Genomic DNA, 25,328 nt, shown 5'->3' with positions numbered 1-25,328 from the left:
GAACCCACAGGGCTTCGCCAACGCGCCGCAGACCTGCGCCTTCCCACAGGTGACCCTCCGATTTGAGGCGCGCATAGAAAATGCAGAGTATCGAGGTGCGCTCACATGAACGCCGAAATCGCCATGCGAGATCGCCTTGACGCGGCGCTGCAGACGCGTGCCAAAACGTGCTGGCCAGCCGCTTTGAGAGAGCCGCTGCTCCAGCCGCCGCCGCAGATTGCGGGGCGGAAACCGCTGGCGCTCTCGGTCGCACGAACCGCGCCTTCCGATGTGTCGGCCTTCGATCCGGACGAAGCGCGACGCCTTTGCGACGCCCTGTGCGCCGAGCGGGTCGGCGGCAGCTTTTGGGGCAGCCGCCCGATCTTGGCGCCGACGGTGCGGCATTTGGTCTGCGTGACCGGTCCAGACCAGTTGCGCCGATTGCTCGTCGGCGAGTGCAGCGTAGTGCATCTGCCGTCGCCCGAAATGCTGGACGATGCCGCGCGTTACGCCGCGTCGGATGTCCAGTTGATCGCCGGAGCAGTCGATCCCTGGCATTTGTTCGATCAAGTCGAGACCGTCGTCGTGCGTGCAGGGGACCCGCGCGCGTTGCTCGCCCGGGCGGCGGGCTGCCGCGTACAGTGCATCGACACCGGGGACGAACTCGCCGCCGACCCGGAATCCGTAGCGTTCGCGGCATTCGCGCATCTCGTCTGGCGCACGGCGTATCGCGACCCCTGGGAAGGCCGCGCGATCCTGGCGCGCCAAGCGATCCAGATCCTCGGCGAGTGGCGCCGCTGGATCGAGGCGAACCGCGATATCGCCGTCCAGCACGGGATGCGGCGCTGGAAGCGTGCGCAGATGAACGCGTTTCTGGGCAATACCGGGTCCGCCTCGCCGCACGTCGATGCCGCACTGACGGCGATCGCCGCCGCACGCGCGACAGGTGGCGCGGTGGCGATCTGGCCGTCGCGTGTCGCCGAGAGCTTCGCGTCAGATGCCGCAGAGGCCGGCATCGCCTGCCGACATGTCGAGGACGGGTTCCTCCGCTCGCTCGGGCTCGGCGCCAACCTCGTACCGCCCCAGTCGATCACGATCGACAGCCGCGCGCCTTATTACGACGCGCGCCGGCCGACCGATCTCGAAATCTTGCTCCAGACGCGAGAATTCGATCCGGAGCTCCTCGCCCGCGCCCGCGCGTTGCGCGCGGCGATCGTCATGGCGGGTCTCAGCAAATATGGCCGGTCGAGCGGCGGCGCGGCGATGGCATGGCCCAAAAATCGGCCGCGGATCCTGGTTCTCGGTCAGGTCGCGGACGATCGATCCCTGCGGTTCGGCGACCCAGCCAAGCTCGGCAATGCCGGCCTGCTCCGCGCCGCACGACGCGAACGACCCGACAGCTACATCGCCTACAAGCCGCATCCCGACGTGCTCGCCGGGCATCGTTCGGGCGGGGAAATGCCCCCCGAGACGCTGGCAGAAGCCGATCGCGTCGTCGGTGCCTCGATCTCGCTCCCGGACTTATTGCGCGAGGTGGACGAGGTACACGTTCTCAGTTCGCTCGGCGGCTTCGAAGCGCTGCTGCGCGGGGTTGCGGTCATCTGCCACGGGCAGCCATTCTACGCGGGCTGGGGACTGACCGCAGACCGCGCGCCGATTCCCCGGCGCACACGGACGCTGACGCTCGACCAACTCGTCGCCGGCACGCTGATACTCTACCCGCGCTATCTCGATCCGGTCAGCGGCCTGCCCTGCCCGCCCGAATTGCTGGTTCGCCGGCTCGCCGCCGCGCCCGAACGCACTTCGCTGTTAACCCGGCTGCGCCAGTTGCAAGGCAAGATGCGGCTGAAGACCCGCGGATGGCACTCGGCGTGACGCGCTGTTTCCTTTTCCTCCAGGGACCGCCCGGCCCGTTCTTCGCGCAACTGGCGCGCGCGCTCACCGCGCAAGGGCATCGCACGCTTCGCGTCAATTTCTGCGGCGGCGACTGGTTCGACTGGCGTGGCCCGGGCGCTTGCGCATATCGCGGCAACGCAGAGGCCTGGCCAGACGCATTGCGCGCATTGGTGGCGCGCGAAGCCGTGACCGACATCCTGCTGTTCGGCGACTGCCGCCCGCTCCACCGCATCGCCTGCGCCGCGGGCGAAGCACTGGCGATCGCCGTGCACGTCTTCGAGGAAGGTTATGTGCGCCCCGACTGGGTGACGCTAGAACGCGGCGGAGTGAACGGCCATTCGCGCCTGCCGCGCGAGCCGGGCGCCTATCTTCGCGGCGCGCAGGGCCTGCCGCCGCTCGCCGAATGCGCGTCGATCCCAGGAAGCTTTATCCAACGCTTCCGTGAGGCTTGGCTCTATTACGCGGCGAATTGGCTGATGACCCCGCGGTTTGCGCAGTTTCGCTCGCACCGGCCATTTCCGGTCACAGCGGAGGCAATAGGCTGGCTGCGCCGCCTGATCGCCGAACCCGTAGCACGCTGGCGGAGTCCGCGCGCTACGCGACGCCTCCAGCGCATGCCGTATTTCGTGCTGCCGCTGCAGCTCGACTCGGACTATCAGTTGCGAGTCCATTCGCCCTTCTCAGGCATGGCAGAAGCGATCGAACTGGTCCTCCGCTCGTTCGCCGCGCATGCGCCGGCCGATCGAGCGCTAGCGGTCAAGCTCCATCCCCTCGACAATGGGCGGCACGACTGGCGCCGCTTCGTCCTCCGCCGCGCCCGCGCGCTGGGGATCGCCGAACGCGTCGCTTTCCTCCAAAAGGGCGATATCGACGCACTGGTGCACGGCGCGCTGGGCGTTGTCACGGTCAACAGCACCACCGGCACGCTCGCGCTGGCGAAGCGCGTCCCGGTGCACACGTTGGGCAGCGCGGTGTACGACGTACCCGGCATCACCCACCAGGGCCCACTCGAAGATTTCTGGCGCGCGCCGGGTAGCGTCCAGATCGAAATCTTCGACGCCTTTCGCCGAGTGCTGGCAGATCATTGCCTGTTGCGCGGCGGCTTCAGCAGCAAGGCCGGCCGGGCATTGCTGGTGCCCGCCGCGGTCACGCGATTGACCCAGTCGCCAGCGGCACAGTCGGCTACGCCCCCGGCGCGGGCGACCGCCTGATGCGCGAGACCGCAATCGCCGAGAGCGCGCGCCTTCCCGCAGGCGGGTGCGAGGTCGTCCTCGACCTCTCCCGTTTGCTGTCGCGCGCCCTCCATGCCACCCCGACCGGGATCGACCGCGTCGAGATGGCCTATGCCCGGCATTTGTGGCGGCGCATGCCCGAGCGGCTAGCGTTCGCAGCGACGCACCCCTGCGGACTCTATGGGCGGCTCTCCCGCCGCGCCGTGCTCCGCTTCCTCGACGCTACCGAGGCCCGCTGGGACGGCGACCGCCCGCAAGCGCGGAGCCGTTTTCGCCAGGCTGCGCGAGCGCTGGCGGCTTCGCTCCCCGGCAGGATCCCGCCCCGGACCGGACCGCGGATCGTCCTCCAGGTATCGCCCAATCATCTGCGGCACGATGCGTCGCTGGCGCGCCGGCTGCGGGCCGAAGGTGCGCGCTTCGCTTGCCTCGTCCACGACCTGATCCCGGTAGACTATCCCGAATATGCCCGGCCCGACGGCAGCGTGCGCCACGCCGCGCGGATCGCCAGCATCGCGCGCCACGCCGATCTAGTGCTGACTAACTCGCATGCGACCGCCGCGGCGCTGGGCAACCGCCTCGCGCAATGGGGGCTGGCCTCGCCGCGGACGGTGGTCGCGCCGCTGGGCGTGGCGCAGGCGCCCGCAGAGGATGCCGCACCCGAGGCGTCGAACACGCCCTATTTCGTCTGTCTGGGCACGATCGAGCCACGTAAGAACCATCTGCTGCTGCTAAACCTCTGGCGCCGGCTGGCCGAGACACTGCCGAGCGAGGCGATTCCCCATCTCGTATTGGTCGGACGGCGTGGCTGGGAGAACGAAAACGTCCTCGACATGCTCGACCGCTGCACCGCGCTGCGCGGGATCGTTCACGAACGGGGCCGGTTGCCCGACGCCGCGCTTGCCGGCCTGCTCCGCGGCGCGCAGGCGCTGCTGATGCCGTCCTTTGCCGAAGGGTTTGGGCTGCCGGTCGCAGAGGCGCTGGCAGCGGGGGTGCCGGTGATCGCCAGCGACTTGCCGGCACATCGTGAGGCAGGCGGCGGCGCGCCCGAATATCTCGACCCACTCGACGGAAATGCCTGGCTTGACGCGATCCGCGACTACGCCGTCACGTCGTCGCCACGCCGCGAGGCCCAATGCGTGCGGATCGCCCACTTCGCTATGCCGCGCTGGGACACGCATTTCGACATCGCGCTCGGTGCGATCGAGGAACTGGCCTCGTGCTGAGCGAGGCCGCCATTTTGCGCCGTGGCCTCAGGGTGCAATCCAACGTCATCGGCGCGCTGATCATGCGCGAATTGCACACCCGCTATGGCCGCGAGAATATTGGCTATCTGTGGATGATTGCCGAGCCGGCGCTGCTCGCGGGAGCGGTGGCGGCGATGCATACCGGCCAGAAAACCCATTACAGCTCCGATATTCTGCCGGTGCCGTTCGCGATCCTCGGCTATGTCGTCTTCATCCTGTTCCGCGCGATCATAACCCGCGCCGAGAGCACGATCGAAGCCAATAAGCCGCTGCTCTACCACCGCATGGTCACGCTGTTCGACATGCTGTTCGCGCGCGCCTTGCTCGAGGCAGCCGCGACCTTTGCGACCTTCGCCTTGCTAATCGCCACCGCGACCGCTCTCGGCGTCGCCGATCTGCCCGCCCGGCCGCTCTGGCTGGGCCTCGCGATCGTGCTGATGCTGTGGTTCTCGCTAGGCGTGTCGATGCTGATCTGTGCGTGCACCTACGAGAACAAGCTGATCACCAAGTTCATCCACCCGGCGACCTATCTGTTGATGCCGGCATCGGGCGCCTTCTTCCAATTGATCTGGCTGCCCGAGCCCTATCGCACCTGGCTCTCCTGGTTCCCGATGACGCAGATTTTCGAAATGGCGCGCTTCGGCCAGTTCCGCAGCTGCGACGATCGTTTCGTCGACCTGCCTGTCATCCTCGCCTGCAATCTCTTCCTCAGCTTCGCCGGCCTCCTCTCGCTCAGGGTCGTGCGCCGCCATGTCCATCTCTAAGCCGGAGCGAAACCGATGCACGGCATGACCAGCCAGGAGACGCTCGTCGAGGACCCGCCGGCGCCGCCGCGCCCCGCGCCGATCCGGCGCGTCGCGGCGATGATCGCGCCCTATCGAATGTTGCTCCTGATCGTCGTCCTCCCGACCCTGGTCGTCACCGTCTATTTCGGGCTGATCGCCTCGCCGCAATATATCTCGGAGGCCCATTTCGTCGTGCGCGCGTCGGGCAGCAGCGCCGCGAGCGCCTCGGGAATCAGCCAGTTGCTCGGCCTCAACAACACCGTCTCGCCCTCGCAGACCGAATCGGCGGCGCTCGGCGACTATCTCACTTCGCACGATGCGGTACGCATGCTCGACGACCGCGTCGCGCTGACCGGCATGTTCCGCCGGCCCGGCGTGGACTGGCTGAGCCGCCTCGCCTCTGACAGCCCGCCCGAGACCGTGCTCAAATATTACCGCTGCCAGGTGCACCTCGCCTATAACGCCGAGACCGGCATCACGACGATGCAGGTCCGCGCCTTCCGCCCCGAGGATTCGCTCGCGATCGCGCGCACCTTGCTTGAGATCGGCGAGCGCCGCGTCAATCTGCTCAACAAGCGTGCGTATGACGATGCGCTCGCGGTCAGCCGCCGGCAATTGCAGGATGCCGAGCAAGAGCTGGTCTCGGTCCAGGGCCGAATGACCGGCTTCCGCGAGCAGAGCCGCGACATCGATCCGCAGCGTTCGAGCACCGCCCAGATTCAGCTCGTCTCCGAATTGCAGGGCCGTCTCGCCGCCGCGAAGGCGCAGTTGAGCGCGATGGGCCAAGCTGTGCGCCACGACGCCCCGCAATATCTTGCCTTGCGCCAACAAGTCGCGGCGCTCGAAGCCCAGGCCAATGCCCAGTCGGGCAAGCTCACCGGCAGCGGCATGGCGATGGCCGCCGATCTTGGCGGCTATGAGAATCTCCAGCTCCGCCAGGACTTTGCCGCCAAGCGCTACGCCGCCGCCGCGGCGGGCCTGCAGAGCGCGCGCGAGCAGGCAGTGCGCCAGCAATTGTTCGTCGTCCGCACGGTCGAGCCTAATCTGCCGGTCAAGTCGCTCTACCCGCAATCGTTCAAGATCATCGCCAGCGTCTTCTTCGGACTGCTGCTGGCCTACGCAGTCGGCTGGCTGATCGTCGCCGGCGTCCGCGAACACGCCGCCTGAACCGGGAAACCCGCATGAAACTGCAATCGCGCGTCCGCCAGATGTTCCGTTCGCCCGCCTTCCCGCTGGTCGCGAAGGGCGACAAGGCGCGCGATGCGCGGCTGTGGGGCGAGGCCGCGACTGCCTATGCCGCCGCGCTGGAAATCGACCCCTCGCTGACGCCGATCTGGGTACAATATGGCCATGCGCTCAAGGAAAGCGGCGACCTTGCAGGCGCTGAGACCGCGTATCGCCGCGCTTTGGCGCTCGACGGTACGATCGCCGACACGCATCTCCAGCTCGGCCATCTGCTCAAGATCGCGGGACGGCCGTCGGATGCGGTGACCGCCTATTTGGCCTCGCTCGAACTTGCCCCGACGCAGGCGGACGCGCTCGGTGAGCTTCAGGGTCTCCTGTCGCAAGGCGTGACGATCCCGGCCGACCGGCTCCAGGCGGCTCTCGCCGCAACCAGCGCGGCGATCGATTCCGCACCCGACCCGACACCCCAGCCCGCTCCGCTCGATGCACTTGCCGCAATGCTCAGCGATATCGCCAGGGAGCGGCTTCCCGAGGGGTTCGAGCCCGCGGATATCTCTCGCGCGCTCGACTTGCTCCAAACGCTCGCCAAGGCCGAGGCGGACGGTCGCAATCTCACCGGCGCTGCGCTCGAAAGCGCATATCCGTTCGTGTTCGACACTTCCGATCTGATCCACCATTTCCGCCACTCGCGGTTGCCCACCGGCATCCAGCGGGTCCAGGCTGCGATCGTCAGCAACCTGTTGCACGAAGCCGGCGACCAGATCCGGATCTGCTGCATCTTCCAAGGCCGCTGGGTAGAGGTTCCCAACCGTCTGTTCGCCCAATTGGTCGCGCTCAGCATGACCGGCGGCGAAGTTGCCTCGGCCGAATGGCGCACGCTTACCACCAGGCTCGAGCTGACGATCGGCGCGGCCGACCGCTTCCGCTTCCCCGAGGGCGCCTATCTGATCAATCTCGGAACGTCGTGGTTTCCGGACTATCTGCTCCACGTCCGCAACGCCAAGCAGGAATCGGGGATCCGCTACATCCCGTTCGTCCACGACCTGATCCCCGTGGTCGCGCCGCAATTCTGTCTCGACGATGTCACCCGAAACTACACACGCTGGCTGCTGTCGGTGTTCGAGACCGCGGACCTGTTTCTCACCAACTCGCACTCGACCCGGAGAGACTTGATCGATTGCGCGCAACGGCTAGGCCACACATTGCGCCCCGAAGCCGCCATCACCGTCCCGCTCGACGCCAGCTTCACCGTGCCGGTCGCCAAACCTGGCGCGGCCGAGGCGTTCCTCGGCCGGCACGGGCTGCTCCGCCAGCCGTTCGTTCTGTTCGTATCGACGATCGAACCGCGCAAGAATCACCTCGCCTTGCTAGACGCCTGGCGCAAGCTGATCGCCGAGCGCGGCGCTTTCGCGACACCGAAGCTGGTCTTTGTCGGTGGTCGCGGATGGATGAACGACGCGGTTTTCGCACGCGTCGCCGCCAGCGAGGAGCTGCAGCGCCAGGTATTGTTCCTCCACGGCCTGTCGGATCAGGAATTGGCAATCTGTTACGATGCCTGTCTGTTCACCGCATATCCGAGCCGATACGAAGGCTGGGGCCTGCCGGTCACCGAGAGCCTGTGTCACGGCAAGGTGCCCCTGCTCGCGCGCACCTCGTCGCTGCCCGAGGCAGGCGGTGACTTCGCCGAATATTTCGATATCGATTCCCCCGCCTCGCTACAGGCGGCGCTGACCAGGCTGATCGATGATGCCGCCTTCCGCAGAGAGCGCGAGGTCAAGATCGACGCGGAGTTTCACGCAAGGCGCTGGCAGGATATCGGTCGCCAGATTGCAGACTCGGTCGTGACGCAGTTCGAGGCCGGCGCCCCGGGCCGGTCACGCAAAACCGGCCGTATGCTAGCAAAAACCGGCTATTATTATCCGCTCAGTCCTCGGTCTGACTTGTCGCTGCACGCCGATGCGGTCTCGGGAGAGCCCCTTCGCGCTGGCGACGCGTGGCACGGCCTGGAAGAGTGGGGATCCTGGACGGCGACCGGCGCCGCGCGGATCGGCTGGCGAATGGAGGCGCCCCCGGCGCGCGCGCGCATCTATGTCGGCGTAAAAGGATTGCCGGGGCATCACTGCACGGTGGAATTGCGAAGCCCGGCAGGTCGGCGAACCCGGGCCCGCCTGGCCCCCTCCGAAGTCAAATGGATCAGCCTCGACTTCATCGGCGGCGACACGGACGAATTCGACGTGGAGATCACGTCCGACACGCACGAGAACCTCGCACGATCGGGAGACGGCCACGACACCCGGGTCATCGGCCCCGGAGTTCTCGGCGCTTACCTTTGCGACGCTGCCGACATGGCCGATCGCATGCGCTTCGCCGAAGCACTGGCCACCAACATGCTGATGCCGGGGCCGCTAGCCGACGATTGCGGCGCAACCCTTCGTCCGCGTTCTGCGCTCGCGGAGGCGGCCAGCTTTGTCTCGCCACCCGAGATCGACGAAGCGGCGCAGCCGGACACGGACGCCAGCATCCTCGTCCTGCAGACCTGCGACCCGATGGTCTATTATCCGATGATGGAGCAGAGCGCGCGCACGACCCGGGCCTATTGTGCACGGCACGGCCTGGCCTATCAGGCGTTCGTCGGGCTCAAGCGTGGCGATCTGCCGTGGCACGCCACCTACAACCGCATCGACATGCTCAGCGAACTGCTCGATCATGGCTTCCGCGGTTGGGTGCTCCATGTCGACGCAGACGCGTGGATCGTCGATCAGGCATTCGATTTGCGCGGCTATCTTGCCAACAAGGCGCGCTACGCGATGATCGGCGCGCCGTCAGGCGACTATATCGATCACTTCTGGAACATGAATATCGGCGTGATGCTGTTCAATCTCGGTCACCCGTTCATGCGCCGCTTCATCCGCGACTGGGTCGCGTTCCTGTCGAAATACGACCTTGTCGCCGATGCGCGCCACTGGAACCAGGAAATTCCCGACGATCAGGGCATGTTCCACCAGATCCTCGACAAGCACCCCGACAAGGCGAACCTCGTCCTCCACGTCGACAAGGGATTCTTCAACTCTCCCTGGGCGACCTTCGTGCGTCAGGCGATCCGAGCCGAGAACGCGGATATGGAATCGCGGCTGCTCCACATGCGGTCGGAGATCGATGCGATCCTGAAGGTCGATCTGCCCGCTGCCTGACCCTGCCTAAACCGGCTCGCGGCGGGCGACGAGCATGTTGTTGCCGGTATAGCGCAGGTCGATGTCGAAGCCGTCGAGCACTAGCTTGCGAACCATCGCGTCGATCGGCGCCTCGCCCACCGCCCAATAATGCGTCTCCATCACGATCAGCCTTATGCCCGACAGATCCGCGGCGGCGAAAAGGTCGGCCTCGCCGCCTTCGATATCGCAGACGATGACGTTCGCGCGGTGGCGCGCGATCTCGTTTTCGAAGATAAAGGTCGGGACCGGCACGACATGGCTGATATCGGGGTCCGACGCCGACGCGCCGAGGCGCGACGCCCAGAATTCCTTCGCCACGTAAAAGTCGACGGAGGCCGGCCAAGGCGTCGCGCGATTATGCAGTACGCCGTTGCGCGCATCGATCGCCGCCATGTCGTTGCGCGCGAAATTCGCGCGGGCATCCTCGACGATCTCGGGATTGGCGTCGAAGGTAAGGATCGCGGCGGGGTCTACGATTTCTGCGAGCACCATCGAGACCAGCCCGATCGCGGTGCCGATCTCGAGCACGCGGTCGCCCGGACGCACGATCTGACGGACGATGCCGCGCTCGCCGGCTTCGTAATGCCCCTCGGCAATCGAGGCGATAATGGCGGGCGCGTAGCGCTGGGTGTCGACGAACAGGCTGAGGCCGTCGATAGGGACGAGACGCCCGGAGCGATCTGCCGGTATCGACTCCCGCCGCGCGAGCATGCGCACATCGTGTTCCATCAGCGGGAGCCGATCGTCGGGAGGCACTTCGCGTCCGAACACCTCGCATTCGCTGAAATGCAGGCAATCGTTCGCATCGAGCCGGATCCGCACAAACCGGGCGATGTTCGCCTCCGCCAGATCGGCAACGAACGGCACCGCATCGAACACGCCGGGATCGCGCTTCTTGAAGCACGGATACCAGTCGATCCCATTGATCGAGCGCAGGATGGTGAAATGGCGCAGGCGATCGGCACAGTGGTGGCGATTGTGGATCACGACACGCGTGATCAGGTAAAGCTCGCCCAGATCCACCTGCCACCACGGATTCTGCTCCGGCGCGGTGTGGAATCCGGCCTCGCCGGAGACGATCCCGTTATTCGCCCCCACCGCATCGACCGAGGGATCGCGGCTGCCCGACCATTCGCAGGTAGAGCTCTGCGACGCGGGTTTGTTGAGCGCGAGATTTTCCATCGAAGCGACCTTTTTACGCAAAGAAATGCTCAGCGTGCCAGCTCGCGCACGGTGAACAGCGGCGAGAAGAGCTGGTTGATGATCTGCACCAGCTTGGCCGCCTGATTGGAGCGCGCATTGGCGATGTAAATCACGTCGCCGCCGCGCATCTCGAAGCGCTGCGCGAGGAAATAGCTTTCGGGCCGCAGCATGTTGAGGCGGTAGATCACCGGCGCCGGCGCGGTACCGCCGCCCTCGACATAGCGGAACACGAACACCGCGCTCGCATCCGCCTGCCGGTCTGACGGGCCGCCGGCGCGCGCGATTGCCTGAGCGAGGGTCATCGTCGGCGTCTGGAAAGGAATTTCGGAAACCTTGTCGGTCGCGCCAAACACCGTGAAGCTGCGCGGCCGCGGCAGCACTTCGATGCGGTCGCCCGGCAGCAGCACGAGGTCGTCGGGGCCCGCGGCGCGCACCAGATCGAGCTGGGTCTCGGCACTGCGCGGTCCCCGGGTCACGCGTACCGCCATGTCCGACGGGAACCCCGTCGCGCCTCCCGCCTCGGCGATCACATCGAGCAGCCGCTCGCGCGTCAGCGTCAACCGCAGCCGCCCCGGCGTCTTGACCGTGCCCATCACGAACACCGTATTGGTGACGTTCTCGCGCACTGATACCAGCACCTGGGCGTGCTGCGAGAAGCCCACCAGCCGCGCCTCGATCTCGTGCGCCACCTGGTCCGCGGTCATCCCGCCTACTAGCAGCCGGCCAAGATAGGGGAAAGCGACATAGCCCTCCTGGTCGACCGTCAGTGCCGGCATCACCTGCCCGCCCGCGCTCGGCGCGAAATTGCCAGGGCTTCCCGGCTCGAGCGATCCGCCGCTGAACAGCCGCGCGCCGACTTCGAACACCGTGACTTGCAGTACGTCCCCCGCCCCGACGCGGTCGACCGTGCCCGGCGCCGCCGCGAGCGTGGATAGCGTTGCCTGGCTGGCCGTGCCCGCAGCCGCCACCACCGTATCCGGAGTCAGGTCGACGATCCGCATCGGCAGCATCGGATCCTCGGTCGCGGCGTGCTGAACTTCGAGCGCGGTTGGGCCGCTCCGCGGCAAGGTGGCGCAGCCGCCTAGCGATATCGCCGCTATCGGACCCAACAGGCGGAGCGCCGTCGCAATGCGCACGATCATCATGAGTCAGGCTTTCGCAGGCGTCAGGGAGTGTAAGGCGGCAGGTTCGGCGCAGGCGATCAGCGGCCGGTAAAGCTGCGAGAGGCGCTCGCAAAAGGCGGGCAGCCCAAACTTCGCCGCCTGCGCCGGGCCGCCCACAGCGAGAGCGCGCCGCAGCGCCGCGTCGCCGTCCAGCCGACGCAGACCGGCGGCGATGGCCTGGATGTCATAAGGATCGACAGCGACCGCCGCGTCGCCGGCAATCTCGGGCAACGCCCCGCCGGTCGACACCAACACCGGCACGCCGCGCGCCATTGCCTCGAGCACCGGCAGGCCGAAGCCTTCGTAGAGCGACGGGAACAACACTGCGCGCGCGCCCTGGATCAATATGTCGAGCAGGCGGCGCGGCAGATATTCGATCACCGTGATGCGCTCGGCACCGGGCAGCGTCGTGCCGTGCGCCCCGCCGAGCAGGCCGAGTTCGGTCTCGGCCTTCCACGACCGCCCGCCGACGATCACCAATTTCGCCTCCGGCTCGGCGAGCAGGAATGCCTCGATCAGCCGACCAAGGTTCTTTTTCGGCTCGATCGCGCCGTAGAACAGGAAATAACCCTGCGGCGCGAGCGCAAACAGGCCGCGCAGCCGCGCCGCGACTTCGCCCGGATCGAGCGCGGCGACCGGGTCGATCGACTGGTAGCAATTGATCAGCCTGGCCGGATCGGCGCCGACGAATTCGATCAGGTCGCGGCGCGAAGTCTCGGAGACGGTGCAGATCCGGTCCCCCTCGGCGACGCAGCGCCGGAGCAGCCGCTCGTGATAGGCTTTATCTTCGAGGCTGGTATGCGGGAGCCGCAGCGGCACGAGGTCGTGAACCGTGTAGACATTGGCCGCGCCGTCGAGCCGGATCGGCACCGGATAGGTCCAGTGCATGACCTGCGGCGGGTTCTGCATCCGCACCCGCAGGAACCGCCCATAGCGCCGGAAATGCCGCGCTGCGACGCTCCACAGCCCGGAGAAATTGTGCAGCCCGGCAAAGGGCGGCAGCCGCTCGGCGATCGCCGGCGCGATCACCCGTGCGTGCAGCGCGATCGACTGTAGCGGCCGCACGCGCGGCGACACGTACCAGCGGTTCCAGCGCGCGCGTAGCGTCCGCGGCGGCGACACCGGCACGTCGCTCGCATTGCCCATTGCTTCGAAGAACAGCGTCTCCAGCACCTCGGTCGGCGCGCCGCGTTGGAGCGGCAGACCGAACACCAGCTCGGCCTCGCCGCCCATTGCCGCGACGGCGCGGCCTAGGGTACGGGCATAGGTCGCGACACCCGTGCCGCGCGGGAGCGCGAGATTGAGCCCGTCGATTCCGATGCGCAACGGTTCAGCCATACGAGGCCGCCGCCTGCCGAGCCGGCACCTGCGCCATCATCTCGGCGTAGAAATGCCGCAGCCGCCGCGCATAGCCGTCCAGCGCGAAGCGTTCGGCACGGGTGAATCCCGCGCGCTGGAGCCGTCGCGCCAGCATGTCGTCCTGCTCGAGTCGCGTTATCGCCACGGCCAGCTCCGCCTCGTCGCGTGGATCGATCAGCAAGGCGGCGTCGCCTGCGACTTCCTCGGTCGCCCCCCCGCGGGAGGTCAGCACCGGAGTGCCGAGCGTCATCGCCTCGATAATCGGCAGCCCGAAGCCCTCGGCCAGCGTGGGAAAAAGCAGCGCGCGGGCATTGCGCAGCAGCGCGATCAAGGTCGTGCGCGGTTGCCACGGCAGCGTCACCACCTTGTCCAACCTGGCCAATTCATCGCGGATCGCCCCCGCCCCCCAACCATCGGGCCCGACAATGACCAGGGGCAGCCGCGTCCCGCTGGCGGCGTGCGCGCGCGCTAGCGCGATCAGGTTCTTGCGATGCTCGATCGTGCCGCAAAAAATGAAGAACTTGCCCGGCCGAAGGCTGGCGGGAAGTGGCGGATCCTTTTGCAGCGGCAGTTCGATCGCCTGGCTGAGCGACACGATCCGCTCAGAGGGGCACGCCGTGGCATCGGCAATCGCAGTCCGCGCCGCTTCGCTGACGGTGACGATCCGGTCGGCGCGCTCGATCACCCGCTCGAGCAGCAGCCGGTGGCGCGGCGCGCGGATCCCGGTCAGCTCGGGATGGGTGAGCGGGATGGCATCGTGGACGGTGTAGAGGTTGATCGCGCCCTTCAGATAGAGCGGCACCGGATAGGTCCAGTGCATCACCGCCGGCGGCGCGTCGCACGCCACCGGCATGAGCCTGCGATGGAAATCGAAATAGACCTGCGCCTCGCGAAACATGTCGCGGCGCACCAGTCCCTCGCCCTGCCAGCCGCGGATCAGCTCGCCTGCGCGCGGGCGGGTGTGCCGCGCGCCGCCGCGCAACGCCGCTGCCCAGCGCCGCCAGCGATGGCGGTCGGCGCCGCACTCGTCGGTGAGCACCATGGGCGCCGCCCCGGCCTGGCCAAGGCACCTGGCCAGCATCGCAGCATAAGTCGCGACCCCCGTCCCGCCGCGCACCAGCATCCGCGCATCCAGACACACTTGCACCGGCGGCGCAGACGCGCCGAATTCGGCATGAAATACATAACGCCGATCATATATCTTGCGAATATTTATTTCGTTAGATGATGCGTGCATTACATCACCTATAATTATTATCTGAATATTTCGGCGAATTACTTGACGATTGACCCCATTCATTCAAAATACGGAAGTCTAATATATTTCCCGCGGAGTCGCGCACGTGATCCGATTTGAGAACGTCCATAAATCCTACCGCATCCGCAACTTCGAGAAGAAGGTCCTGATCGACCTCAGCTTCGTCCTCGAACGCGAGACCGCGCTCGGCATTTGCGGCGCGAATGGCGCGGGCAAGTCGACCTTGATGCGGCTGATCTCGGGGGTCGAGCATCCCAGCGCCGGCCGGATCACTCGCGCGATGTCGATCTCCTGGCCGATCGGTTATTCGAGTGCATTCCAGGGCAGCCTTACCGGCGCCGACAATCTGCGCTTCCTGGCGCGCGTCTACGACCGCGCGCCCGACGAGCTCCTCCACTATGTCGAGGACTTCGCCCAGCTCGGCGCCTATCTCTACCAGCCGATCAAGACCTATTCGGCGGGCATGACCGCGCGGCTGGCGTTCGGCGCGAGCCTCGCGATCGACTTCGACTGCTACCTGATCGACGAAGTCACTGCGGCGGGCGACGAGCGTTTCCGCCAGCGCTGCCGCGACGAGATCAAGCGGCGCAGCGACCATGCCGGGCTCGTCCTGATCTCGCACGATCCGGGCACGCTCCGGGACTATTGCCGGACCGGCGCGGTGCTCCAGGATGGCCGGCTCCGTTTCTACGACACGATCGACGAGGCGATCCACGTCCATCACGAGGCCCAGCAGCGCGCCGCCTGATCCGCGCGCCTGCAGAGTCACCGGACCAGCACCAGCATCTGATCGACCGCCCGGGGCGCATCGACCACATCGTCATGGTCGACCGGCACCGCCCCGCTCGCCGGATCGAGCCGCGAGAGCGCGAACCCGAAGCTGGTCACCCGCTCGAGAAAGCCGCGCGGGTCGAGGTACCGCGCGCCGGCGAATTCGAGGAACACCGTCAGCCGCCGGTCGCTGTCGAGGATGCCCTCCATCCCTTCCCAGATCCGCTCTTCCGATGTGTCTGCGTCGATCTTGATCAGGTCCGGCGCGATCTCGGAAAATTGGTCGAGCCGCCGCGTTACGAGCATCCCCGGATCGCCCGCCACCCCTGGGATTACATGCGCGTTCTTCGGCTCGCTTTCGGGAACGATCAGCCGCATCGCCGCGCCTTCGCGATCGCCAAGTGCGATCTCATGGACGACTACGCGCTCACCGAACCCGTTGACCGCCAACGTGTCGCACAGCCGCGCGGCGATCGGCGGATTGGGCTCGAACGCGTGGACCCGCCCCTGCGGCCCGGCCAGGTCCGCCATCAGCAGCGTGAAATAGCCGAGATTGGCACCGACATCGACGCACGTCATTCCCGGACGTACCGCTGCCGCGATAGCGGTCGTCGTCCACATTTCCCAATAGCCGTCGAGCATCAGGTGGGTGGAATGGCCCACGTCATTGGTATCGACGAACATCTTGTAGCGGCCAAGCACCCGCGCCAGCGCACGCCCCTCGCCGAGATAGGCAGTGTGGCAGAGGGCGCGGATCGCCGCTTCGCTGTCGCCCCGCGGTCGCGTGACAAGGTCGCGCGGATCGAACAGCGTGCCGGGCGCCGGGCCACCGTTCTCGCTCCGGAAAAGATGCGGCAACAGCGCCACTTGCGGCTTTCCTTCGTTGCTCGATCGGCATGCCGGCGAAGCCGTGCGGGAACTCGTCTCTCCCGCACGCACGCACACGATACACCTGCGGAAACCCACAGGCCGTACGCAGTCCGCCGCACGCCTATCGCCCGCCCTGTAACTTCCCACAGCTATCGAACGAGCCGGTGGCATTTACGCATCGTCAGTCGCTGCCCCCGAAACGCACACCTGGCATCACTGGATCTCCATCGTGCTCCTAGAAGACGCCAAGGCCGCCAGCACTACATCCGCCGCGCTGGTCGCCGCCGGGCGGAATGCGATCGCGGGCGAAGCCGCGGCACTGCAGCAACTGGCTGCGACGCTTGACGGCTGCTTCGCGGACGCCGTTCGGCTGTTACTCGATACCGCGCGTCAGGTAGTCGTCGCCGGGCTCGGCAAGTCGGGGCATATCGCGCGCAAGATCGCCGCGACGCTGACCGCGACCGGCACCCCATCCGCATTTGTTCACGCCGCCGACGCGCTGCACGGCGATATCGGCGCGCTGCGCAGCGGCGACACCTTGCTGATCCTGTCGAACTCGGGCGAGACCCCCGAATGCCGCGCCGTCGCCGATCGTGCGCGCGCAATCGGGATCCCGATCATCGCCATCACCGCGTACCCGCGCTCGGCACTGGGGCTGATCGCATCGGTCACGCTGGCGCTGCCGCCGGCCGCCGAAATCTGCCCGCTCGAATTGTCGCCGACGACCAGCTCGACAATGATGCTCGCACTCGGCGATGCGCTCGCGGTGACGGCGATGCGCGAGCGCGGATTGACGCGGGACGGCGTCCGCCAGCTGCACCCGGCTGGTCGAATCGGCCGCGATTTGGTGCCCGTCGCGCGACTGATGCACGGCCCAGACTCGCTCCCGCTCGTCGCGCCCGCCGCTCCGATGCGCGACGTCCTCGCAATCATGTCGGCCAAGGGCTTCGGCATCGCGATCGTCGCGGACGCGCAGCACCGGCTGATCGGCGTGATCACCGACGGCGACGTCCGCCGTCACGCGCATAACCTCGCCACAGCGACCGCCGCCGATATCCTCACCCCCGATCCCCACTCGATCCGGGCCGATGCGGTCGCGCGCGACGCGATGGCGCTGCTGCGCGATAACCGGATTACCGCATTGGTCGTCGTGGCCGCCGACGCACCTCAAGACGTCATCGGCCTGGTGCATATCCATGATTTCCTAGGCCTCGGCGTTTCCTGAAGGAAAGTACATGGATAGCGGCGTCACCCTCGTCATTCCTTCCCGTTACGAATCCGCGCGTTTCCCGGGCAAGCCGCTGGCGAAGCTTTCCGACGCTGACGGCAACACCAAGCCGCTGGTGCAGTGGACCTGGGAAGCGGCCGCGCGCGTCCGCGGAGTCGACCAGATCGTCGTCGCGACCGATGACGATCGGATCGCTGAAGCGGTCAGCCGTTTCGGCGGGCACGCCTTGCTGACCTCGCGCCGCTGCCGCAACGGCACCGAGCGCTGTGCCGAGGCTGCGCGGCTGCTGGGCGTGACCGGCGGGATTCTCGTCAATTTCCAGGGCGATTCGCCGCTCACGCCGCCCGACGCAGTCCAAGCGTTGATCGATCATATGCGCCACGACCCCGGCACCGCCGTCGTCACTCCGCGGGTGCGCTGTACCCCCGAGATGATCGAGCGCCTTGCCGCCTGTGACCGCGCCGGAGTCGCCGGGGGCACCACGGTGGTGGTGGATGATGCGGAGGACGCGCTTTACTTCTCGAAGCGGGTCCTGCCCTTCCTTCCTGACGCCGGACCGCTCCCGCCGGTGTTCCTCCACTTGGGCGCCTATGCCTATCGCGCGGCGGCCTTGACGCGCTACATCGAAGCCGGGCCGACGATGCTCGAAGAGGCGGAGGGCCTCGAGCAGCTTCGCTTCCTGCACCACGGCATTCGGATTCGCGCGGTGGAAACGCCGTTGCCGCGCACCGGCTTCTGGGAAGTCAACCTTCCTGGCGACATCGCGCTGGTCGAGAATTGCCTGGGCATCGACGTTCCGGCATGACCCGCGTCGCTTTCAGCCCGCGCGCAGCCGGTTCAGTCCGGTGCCTTGACGAAGCGCCGCACCATTTGCCCGCGCCACAACCAGCGGCCGGGGTGGTAATTGTAGAAGAACCAGCCCCAACTGAGACAGGCCAAAAGCGCCGGCACCGCCAGCGGATCGCGCTGCCCGCGCATGTGGCGATAGAGCGCCCAGTCGGCACGCCAGCGGTCGCGCTCGCCGCCGCCGCCGTGTATGCCATAGGCGTTGTCATGCGCCCGGCAGCCACAATTGCGATCGTGCCGGCGAGGATCGATCAGATGGCAATAGTTGCGCTCGGCCTCCGGCATGCCGGTATCTAGGCGCGCGCAGTGAGCCGGTTCAAGCGCCAGATCTTCTATCTCGGCGGGTTCGATCCGCGCGGCGTGCGCTTCTACCGCCAGCTGATGCGCGCCCAGCTCGCGCGCTACGCCGAACGCACCGGAGAGGTGGTTTCGATGACTCCGCGGCGCGGCGCCAAGCCGCACCGCAGCGACTGGACCATTGCCAACGGAACCGCGCAGGTGACCACCGAGTACGCGTTCCTGCGCTGGGAGGATATCGTCCGCGGCGCGTGGATCCGAAACCCCCTCGCGCTCGCCTGGCGCGCGGCGCGGACCTATCTCGCGCATCTCGCTTATCTCGATCGCGCCATCGCCCGGCGCCTACCGTGCGGGCCGCTGATCACCTTGGCCTATCCGCCGCTCGCCGCGCTGCTGCTGCCGCTGCTGATCGTGGCACTGGTGACCACGCTCGCCACACTCTGGCTGCCGCTGCTCGCCGCTCTGGTGATCGCCTTCCTCACCGCGATCGCAGCCGGCCCGCCGCTGCTCCGCGCGATCCACGTCCCCTGGCTGCTGCGCTTCTTCATCTTCAACAGCGAGTTCGCAGGGGGCGAAGGCCACCCCGAGCTCGAGCGCCGGCTCGGCCTGTTCGCCGACGCGATTGTCGCAGGAATCTCCTCCGGCCACGACGAAGTCCTGCTCGTCACCCACAGCAACGGTTCGATCCTCGCAATGTCGCTGATGGACCAACTGCTCGCGCGCTTCGACGGCAAGATACCCTCGGAGTTCGCGCTGGTCACCTTTGGCCAATGCATTCCGCTCGTCGCGGGCCGGCGCGACGCCACGGCGTTCCACGCCGAATTGCGACGCGTCGCCGCCGGCCAGTTCCGCTGGTTCGACCTGGGCTCGCCCCCCGACGGCGCCGCCTTTCACGGCGTCAATCCGCTGCTCTTCCATGCCGAGCGGATCGTGCCGCAGGTCGAACTGCTCTCGCCGCGCTTCCATATCTTCTACGACGCCGCGACCTATCACCGCGGCTGGCGCAACAAATACGAGATCCATTTCGACTATCTGCGGGTTGGCGACCGCGTCTCGCCGCTCGACCTGCCCAGCCTCACCGCCGCACGCCGCACGATCGCCGAAGCCGTCGCCTTGTTCCGTACGATCCCGTGACCCCGCGCTTCGTCCCGCCCTTTCCCGAGCCGCATGCGAGCAAGTCGTCGCTGCTCCTGCGATTCCTGCGCGGCTGGAATTCGTGGATCCACGTGCTGTTCGACAAGAGCTACACGATGCAGATGGGCGAGATCCACACGCCCGCGCAAAGCTTCTACATCGCCAACGAGCTCAGCCTGGTCGAGCGGACGATGGTCGAGGGCTGGCGCGACTTCCCCAAGCACCGCTTCCTCGTCGAGATGCTCGATCCGCTGATCGGCAACAGCCTGTTCTCGGCCAATGGCGACGATTGGCAGCAGCAGCGCGAGATGGTCAATCCCGCCTTTTCGCACACTGCGCTCGAAGCGGTCTTCCCGCTGATGCAGGCCGCGGCGACCGACCTGGCTGCGCGCATCGAGAAGCTGCCGGGCGACCAGCCCGTCGCGATCGACCCTCTGATGACCCATGTCGCCGGCGACATCATCTACCGCACGCTGTTTTCCGAGCAGCTCGCCGCCGAGCCCGCCGCGATCATCTACCGCGCCTTCCACCGCTACCAGCGCCACGCCCAGTCGGTGTCGATGCTGCGCATCTACGGCCTGCCCACGTTCGGCTTCCGCCGGGCGGCGGCGAAGGCGGCGCGGCACATCCACCAGGTCTTCGAACCGATCGTCCGCGCGCGCTACCAGGGCTATCACGCCGGCGCACCCAACGGCCCGGCCGATATCCTCCAGACCCTGCTCGAAGCGCGCCACCCCGAAACCGGCGCGCCGTTCAGCTATCGCCAGATCGTCGAGCAGGTATCGACGATCTTCCTCGCCGGGCACGAGACCAGCGCCAGCGCGATGAGCTGGGCGTTGTACATCCTCGCCTGCTGCCCAGAGCTGCAACAGGCAGTCCGCGACGAATGCCGCGCCGCCGGGATGAATGCGGCGCCCGAAGCCGCAGCGCTCAAGTCGCTGCCACGCACTCGCAACGTCTTCCGCGAGACCTTGCGGCTCTATCCCCCGGTGAGCTTCTTCCTACGCGAAGTCCTTTGTCCGACCGCAATGCGCGACAAGAAGCTCGAACCCGGCGCAATGCTGGTGGTGTCGCCTTGGCTGATCCAGCGCAACCGCGACCATTGGCCCGATCCGCACGCCTTCGACCCGACGAGATTCGAGCGCGCCGGGGCCCGCTCGGCCTGCCGCCATGCCTATCTGCCGTTCGGCAAGGGGCCCCGCGCCTGTGTCGGCGCGGGCTTCGCGGTGCAGGAAGCGCTGATCGTCCTCGCCGCGCTCGTCACGCGCTTCCAGCTGGCGCCGGTGCCCGGCGAGACCCCCGAGCCGGTCAGCCGCCTTACACTGCGACCGCGCCGGACGATCCGACTGCGCGTGACTCCCGCCTAACGCTACTTGGTCGGCCAGACCGTGAGGCTGGTCTCGACGAGCCGCTCGAGCTCCTCGCGGCTGGCGCCCGCCCCGGCCTGGAGCGACAGCCCCTGGAGCAAGGCCACCAGATAGCCCGAAAGCGCCTCGGCGTTCATATGCTCGGGGAGCTCGCCCGCCGCCTCGGCGCGTTCGAAGCGCTTGATCAGCGCATCCGCCGACGACTTGCGCCGCGCGATCACTTCCTCACGAATCGATTCGGCCTCGACTCCGCAGGCGACCGAGCTGATCACGCGCAGACACCCGCGCGGCTCGCAGTCGCTCGTCTGCATCTCCAGCGCCCCGCGCAGCAGCCGCTCGGCCACCCCGCGCGCGGTCGGCGCTTCGAGCGCGCCTTCCATGTAGGAGAGCTTCTCGCGCTCGTAGAGGTCGAGCGCCTTGCGGAACAGCGCCTCCTTGTTGCCGAACGCGGCGTACAGGCTGGGGCGCGTGATCCCCATTGCATCGGTCAGGTCGGTGAGCGACGCGCCCTCATACCCCTTGCTCCAGAATACGCGAAGCGCCTGGCTCAGCGCTTCGTCGACGCAGAATTCGCGCGGGCGCCCTTTGGCAGCGTTACAGATGGCAATTTTCATAATGATCGGTACATAATCGCAAACTGTGGAAAATACACTAGTATTAACGCGTAGCTGGTTAATCGGGTGCAAGCCACTGGGACACAAGGGGGTTGTCGCCGGAAAGATGCAAGCCTATGCACTGTTCGTTCGAACGAACGAAGGTGTGGATGGTCTCGACGACACTTCTCGACACAGCGATCGACCAATTCGGCAGGCTAGGATTCGAGGGCGCTAGCACGCGCGACATCGCCCGCGCCTCGGGCACCGCGATGTCGTCGATCACTTATCATTTCGGCGGCAAGCAGGGGCTGTACCTCGCGGCCGCCGAGCATATCGCCAATTCGATCCGCGCGATGCAAGGCGAAGCCACGGCGCAAGCGGTCGCCGCCGGGCGGGCCTCGCGCGAGGCCGCGATCGAATCGCTCGCCATGGTTCTCGACGGGCTTGCCCAGATGATGCTGCGCCCCGAGACCGAAGCCTGGTCGCGCTTCATCATCCGCGAGCAGCAATCGCCGACCGAGGCGTTCGAATTGCTTTTCTCCAAGGCGATGCAGCCGATCCTCGACGCGTTCGTCGAGCTGATTGGCCGCGCCCGGCCAGATCTTGCCCACCGCGAGACGGTGGCGATGGCGATCCTGCTGTTCGGCCAGGCGATGGTGCTCCGCGCGGGCCGCGCCGCGGTGTGCCGTGCACTCAAGGTCGACTGGATCGATGACGAGACCGCCGCACTGCTTCGCGCCCGCCTGCGCGCCAACGTGCTCTGCATCCTTTCGGAGAAGCCGCAATGAACCGACGCCGCCTGGCCGTCCTCGCTTTGGTCGTCATGCTCGTCGTCGCGGCGATCTTCACGCGCGGCTTCGGACTGTTGCCCGGCCGGCCCGATACCGAGCTCAGCCTCTACGGCAATGTCGACATCCGCGAAGTCGATATGGGCTTCCGCGTCGGCGGGCGGATCAGCGCGATCGGCGTCGACGAAGGCGCCAAGGTGACGCAGGGCCAATTGCTCGCGACGCTCGACACCGCGACGATCGATAGCCGCGTCGCCGAATCCGACGCACGCGTCGCGCAGGCCCAGGCCAATTACGACAAGGCACGCAACGGCGCCCGGGTGCAGGACGTCGCCCAGGCGAGCGCTCGGGTCGCCGCGGCGCAGGCGGTCTACGCCAATGCCCAGCGCGACTTCGCCCGGCGCCAGGCACTAGTCGAGCCCGGCGCGATCAGCCGCGACCTCTGGGAGCAGACCCGCGCCGACCGCGACCGCGCCGCCGCCCAGCTCGCCGAGGCGCGGCAGGGGCTGTCGCTGCTCCAGGCAGGCACGCGCCGCGAGGATGTCGCGGCAGCAGCGGCGGAGCTCCGCTCGGCGCAGGCGGCGCGCACCAGCGTCACTACCGACAAGTCGGACACGCGGCTGGTCGCGGCGACCGCGGGCACGGTCGTGACCCGCGCTCGCGAACCCGGCGCGATCGTCCAGCCGGGCGAGACGGTGCTGACCCTGTCGATCGACCGGCCGATGCGCGTGCGCGCTTATGTCGCCGAGACCGACCTAAGTCGGATCAGCCCGGGAATGAAGGTTCAGGTCCGCGCCGACGGCAACCCCAAGGCCTATCGCGGGACGATCGGCTATATCGCCCCGCGCGCCGAGTTCACTCCCAAGTCGGTCGAGACCGAGAACCTGCGCACCGACCTCGTTTACCAGGTCCGGGTGATCGTCGACGATCCCGATGACGCGCTGCGCCAGGGCCAGCCGGTGACGATCGCGGTGATCGGGGCAAGGCCGCGCCATGACGATTAGGCTAATCTTGCTCCCCTCCCTGAAAAGGAGGGGTTGGGGGTGGGTGCCGACGCGTCAGCGTCGGCCCATCCCGCGGCCGGGGTCGGCTCGCTTCGCTCGGACCCATCCCCTCCCTTTCAGGGAGAGGCGTGCCTAGTGGAAAGCGTCGCCCGCACCACCAACCTGGTCAAGCGCTTCGACACGCTGACCGCGCTCGACGGCGTCAGCATGACGATCGAACCCAGCAAGGTCACCGGCCTGGTCGGTCCCGACGGCGCGGGCAAGACCACCCTGATCCGTATCCTCGCCGGGCTGATGGCGCCGAGCGAAGGCACGGTCGAAGTCCTCGGCGCGCCGCCGCGGCAGAAGCTCGACGACCTGGGCTACATGCCGCAGCGCTTCGGCCTCTACGAAGACCTTACCGTCCTCGAGAACCTCACCCTCTATGCCGAAGTGCGCGGCCTCCCCAAGGCCGAGCACAAGCAGAGCTTCGACCGCCTTCTCGACTTCACCGACCTAGCCCGCTTCCAGGACCGCCTCGCCGGCAAGCTCTCGGGCGGCATGAAGCAGAAGCTCGGACTCGCCTGCGCACTCGTCAAGACGCCCAAGGTTCTGCTGCTCGACGAACCCGGCGTGGGAGTCGACCCGATCTCGCGGCGCGAGCTCTGGGCGATGGTCGGCGACCTGACCGACCAGGGGATCGGCGTATTGTGGTCGACCGCGTATCTCGACGAGGCCGAGAAGTGCGACACGGTCTATTTGCTCAACGACGGCAAATTGCTGTTCGACGGGCCGCCGGGCGACCTCACCGGCAAGGTTGCCGACCGCGTCTTCCGCGTTACAGGCTTCCAGGACCGCCGCCGCCATTTCCTCACGCGCACGCTAGATCGCGACGAAGTGATCGACGGCACGATCCAGGGCCGTTCGGTGCGACTGCTGATGGCCAAGGGCGCCCCCGCCCCGACTCCGCAATCGCTCGATGCCGAAGGCGCTGCGATGGAGCCCGCCTCGCCACGCTTCGAGGACGGTTTTATCGAGCGGCTCGGCGGCGGCCCGAGCGGCACCAGCGCGCTCGCCGAACGCTATCGCGAGATCCCCGAGAGCGATCAATGCGCGATAGAGGCGAAGGGCCTGACCAAGCGCTTCGGCGATTTCGTCGCGGCCAGCGACATGCACTTCCAGATCCCCCGCGGCCAGATCTTCGGGCTGCTCGGCCCCAATGGCGCGGGCAAATCGACGACCTTCAAGATGCTGTGCGGGCTGCTCACCCCGACCAGCGGCAGCGGGGCGGTGGCGGGGCACGACCTGCGCCGCTCACGCGCCGACGTCCGCGCGTCGCTCGGCTATATGGCGCAGAAATTCTCCCTCTACGGCGATCTCAGCGTCCGGCAGAATTTGGATTTCTTCGCCGGCGCCTATGACCTCGACCGCAAGGCCGCTGGCCGCGCGATCGAGGCGATGATCCAGATCTTCGAACTCGAGGGCAAGCTCAACGTCAATGCCGGCACCCTGCCCCTCGGCTTCAAGCAGCGGCTCGCGCTCGCCTGCGCAGTGATGCACGAGCCGCCCGTCCTCTTCCTCGACGAGCCGACCTCGGGCGTCGATCCCGTCACTCGCCGCGAATTTTGGACGCATATCAACGGGCTGGTCGAGAAGGGCGTGACCGTATTGGTCACTACGCACTTCATGGATGAGGCCGAATATTGCGACCGCGTCACTCTGATCTATCGCGCAGAACAGATCGCTACCGGCACCCCCGATGAATTGAAGAAACAGGCCGGCAAGCTCGCCGATATCGAAGACCCGACGATGGAAGACACCTTCATCGCGCTGATCGAAGAATTCGACCGCAAGCGCGAAGGAAAGGAGGCGGCATGAGGCGCGTACCTCGTATAAAGCCCCTCCCCTTCAGGGGAGGGGTTGGGGTGGGGC

Annotated in this window: 21 protein-coding genes; 14 read left to right on the top strand and 7 right to left on the bottom strand. The window is 67.0% G+C overall.

Going from position 1 to position 25,328, the window contains the following annotated elements:
• Window positions 1-270: 270 nt before the first annotated feature.
• The 6 genes from AC3WJI_RS09660 to AC3WJI_RS09635 are packed head-to-tail and all read left to right on the top strand — an operon-like array spanning window position 271 to window position 9,512.
• Entirely contained in the window at window positions 271-1,854 is a 1,584-nt protein-coding gene (locus AC3WJI_RS09660; RefSeq protein ID WP_492757045.1) for a capsular polysaccharide export protein, LipB/KpsS family, read from the top strand.
• On the top strand, window positions 1,839-3,086 hold the full coding sequence (locus tag AC3WJI_RS09655) for a capsule polysaccharide biogenesis protein (RefSeq protein WP_492757044.1): 1,248 nt from the start codon (window positions 1,839-1,841) through the stop codon (window positions 3,084-3,086). The genes AC3WJI_RS09660 and AC3WJI_RS09655 overlap by 16 nt, the downstream gene beginning before the upstream one ends.
• On the top strand, window positions 3,086-4,330 hold the full coding sequence (locus tag AC3WJI_RS09650) for a glycosyltransferase family 4 protein (RefSeq protein ID WP_492757043.1): 1,245 nt from the start codon (window positions 3,086-3,088) through the stop codon (window positions 4,328-4,330). The genes AC3WJI_RS09655 and AC3WJI_RS09650 overlap by 1 nt, the downstream gene beginning before the upstream one ends.
• A 32-nt stretch (window positions 4,331-4,362) precedes the next feature.
• A complete protein-coding gene (locus AC3WJI_RS09645; RefSeq protein WP_492757042.1) occupies window positions 4,363-5,115 on the top strand; it encodes an ABC transporter permease in 753 nt (250 codons plus the stop codon).
• A gap of 15 nt (window positions 5,116-5,130) precedes the next feature.
• Window positions 5,131-6,303, top strand: coding sequence for a KpsE/RkpR family capsule polysaccharide export protein (locus AC3WJI_RS09640; RefSeq protein ID WP_492757041.1), 1,173 nt, complete (start codon window positions 5,131-5,133; stop codon window positions 6,301-6,303).
• Window positions 6,304-6,317: 14 nt separating this feature from the next.
• Window positions 6,318-9,512, top strand: coding sequence for a glycosyltransferase (locus AC3WJI_RS09635; RefSeq protein WP_492757040.1), 3,195 nt, complete (start codon window positions 6,318-6,320; stop codon window positions 9,510-9,512).
• Between the two features lie 6 nt (window positions 9,513-9,518).
• Here AC3WJI_RS09635 and AC3WJI_RS09630 read toward each other — a convergent pair whose 3' ends face one another.
• The 4 genes from AC3WJI_RS09630 to AC3WJI_RS09615 are packed head-to-tail and all read right to left on the bottom strand — an operon-like array spanning window position 9,519 to window position 14,405.
• A complete protein-coding gene (locus AC3WJI_RS09630; protein WP_492757039.1) occupies window positions 9,519-10,715 on the bottom strand; it encodes an FkbM family methyltransferase in 1,197 nt (398 codons plus the stop codon).
• A 29-nt stretch (window positions 10,716-10,744) separates the two neighbouring features.
• A complete protein-coding gene (locus AC3WJI_RS09625) occupies window positions 10,745-11,878 on the bottom strand; it encodes a polysaccharide biosynthesis/export family protein (protein ID WP_492757038.1) in 1,134 nt (377 codons plus the stop codon).
• 6 nt (window positions 11,879-11,884) lie between these two features.
• Window positions 11,885-13,237 carry a glycosyltransferase family 4 protein gene (locus AC3WJI_RS09620; protein ID WP_492757037.1) on the bottom strand — a complete coding sequence of 451 codons (1,353 nt, stop codon included), beginning with the start codon at window positions 13,235-13,237 and terminating at the stop codon, window positions 11,885-11,887.
• On the bottom strand, window positions 13,230-14,405 hold the full coding sequence (locus AC3WJI_RS09615; RefSeq protein WP_492757036.1) for a glycosyltransferase family 4 protein: 1,176 nt from the start codon (window positions 14,403-14,405) through the stop codon (window positions 13,230-13,232). Before AC3WJI_RS09615 ends, AC3WJI_RS09620 begins: the two co-directional genes overlap by 8 nt.
• 196 nt (window positions 14,406-14,601) lie before the next feature.
• Between AC3WJI_RS09615 and AC3WJI_RS09610 the strand changes: the two genes are divergently transcribed.
• On the top strand, window positions 14,602-15,264 hold the full coding sequence (locus AC3WJI_RS09610; protein ID WP_492757035.1) for an ABC transporter ATP-binding protein: 663 nt from the start codon (window positions 14,602-14,604) through the stop codon (window positions 15,262-15,264).
• A 17-nt stretch (window positions 15,265-15,281) separates the two neighbouring features.
• Here the strand turns inward: AC3WJI_RS09610 and AC3WJI_RS09605 are convergent, their stop codons facing one another.
• Window positions 15,282-16,154, bottom strand: coding sequence for an FkbM family methyltransferase (locus AC3WJI_RS09605; RefSeq protein ID WP_492757034.1), 873 nt, complete (start codon window positions 16,152-16,154; stop codon window positions 15,282-15,284).
• Between the two features lie 232 nt (window positions 16,155-16,386).
• Here AC3WJI_RS09605 and AC3WJI_RS09600 point away from each other — a divergent pair, with 232 nt between their 5' ends.
• Both AC3WJI_RS09600 and AC3WJI_RS09595 read left to right on the top strand, forming a co-directional pair.
• Window positions 16,387-17,382 (top strand): KpsF/GutQ family sugar-phosphate isomerase, encoded by a 996-nt coding sequence (locus tag AC3WJI_RS09600; RefSeq protein ID WP_492757033.1) that lies wholly within the window; start codon window positions 16,387-16,389, stop codon window positions 17,380-17,382.
• Between the two features lie 10 nt (window positions 17,383-17,392).
• On the top strand, window positions 17,393-18,190 hold the full coding sequence (locus AC3WJI_RS09595) for a 3-deoxy-manno-octulosonate cytidylyltransferase (protein WP_492757032.1): 798 nt from the start codon (window positions 17,393-17,395) through the stop codon (window positions 18,188-18,190).
• A gap of 32 nt (window positions 18,191-18,222) precedes the next feature.
• On the opposite strand, the gene AC3WJI_RS09590 is transcribed toward AC3WJI_RS09595, so the two are convergent.
• Entirely contained in the window at window positions 18,223-18,516 is a 294-nt protein-coding gene (locus tag AC3WJI_RS09590; protein ID WP_492757031.1) for a hypothetical protein, read from the bottom strand.
• Window positions 18,517-18,537: 21 nt separating this feature from the next.
• Here AC3WJI_RS09590 and AC3WJI_RS09585 point away from each other — a divergent pair, with 21 nt between their 5' ends.
• Window positions 18,538-19,662 (top strand): hypothetical protein, encoded by a 1,125-nt coding sequence (locus AC3WJI_RS09585; protein WP_492757030.1) that lies wholly within the window; start codon window positions 18,538-18,540, stop codon window positions 19,660-19,662.
• Window positions 19,659-21,029, top strand: coding sequence for a cytochrome P450 (locus AC3WJI_RS09580; protein ID WP_492757029.1), 1,371 nt, complete (start codon window positions 19,659-19,661; stop codon window positions 21,027-21,029). Before AC3WJI_RS09585 ends, AC3WJI_RS09580 begins: the two co-directional genes overlap by 4 nt.
• Window positions 21,030-21,031: 2 nt before the next feature.
• On the opposite strand, the gene AC3WJI_RS09575 is transcribed toward AC3WJI_RS09580, so the two are convergent.
• Window positions 21,032-21,643, bottom strand: coding sequence for a TetR/AcrR family transcriptional regulator (locus AC3WJI_RS09575; RefSeq protein ID WP_492757028.1), 612 nt, complete (start codon window positions 21,641-21,643; stop codon window positions 21,032-21,034).
• Window positions 21,644-21,759: 116 nt separating this feature from the next.
• Between AC3WJI_RS09575 and AC3WJI_RS09570 the strand changes: the two genes are divergently transcribed.
• From AC3WJI_RS09570 to AC3WJI_RS09560, 3 genes are all read left to right on the top strand, one after another.
• Complete coding sequence (locus AC3WJI_RS09570) at window positions 21,760-22,413, top strand: CerR family C-terminal domain-containing protein (RefSeq protein ID WP_492757027.1); 654 nt, start codon at window positions 21,760-21,762, stop codon at window positions 22,411-22,413.
• Complete coding sequence (locus AC3WJI_RS09565; protein WP_492757026.1) at window positions 22,410-23,417, top strand: HlyD family secretion protein; 1,008 nt, start codon at window positions 22,410-22,412, stop codon at window positions 23,415-23,417. Before AC3WJI_RS09570 ends, AC3WJI_RS09565 begins: the two co-directional genes overlap by 4 nt.
• A gap of 135 nt (window positions 23,418-23,552) precedes the next feature.
• Complete coding sequence (locus tag AC3WJI_RS09560; protein ID WP_492757025.1) at window positions 23,553-25,274, top strand: ATP-binding cassette domain-containing protein; 1,722 nt, start codon at window positions 23,553-23,555, stop codon at window positions 25,272-25,274.
• Window positions 25,275-25,328 lie beyond the last annotated feature (54 nt).

This window comes from Sphingomonas sp. FW306-1B-B10E (assembly GCF_058782005.1).
The sequence above is the reverse complement of the archived record's forward strand: the minus strand, read 5'-3'. Positions and strand labels throughout refer to the sequence as shown.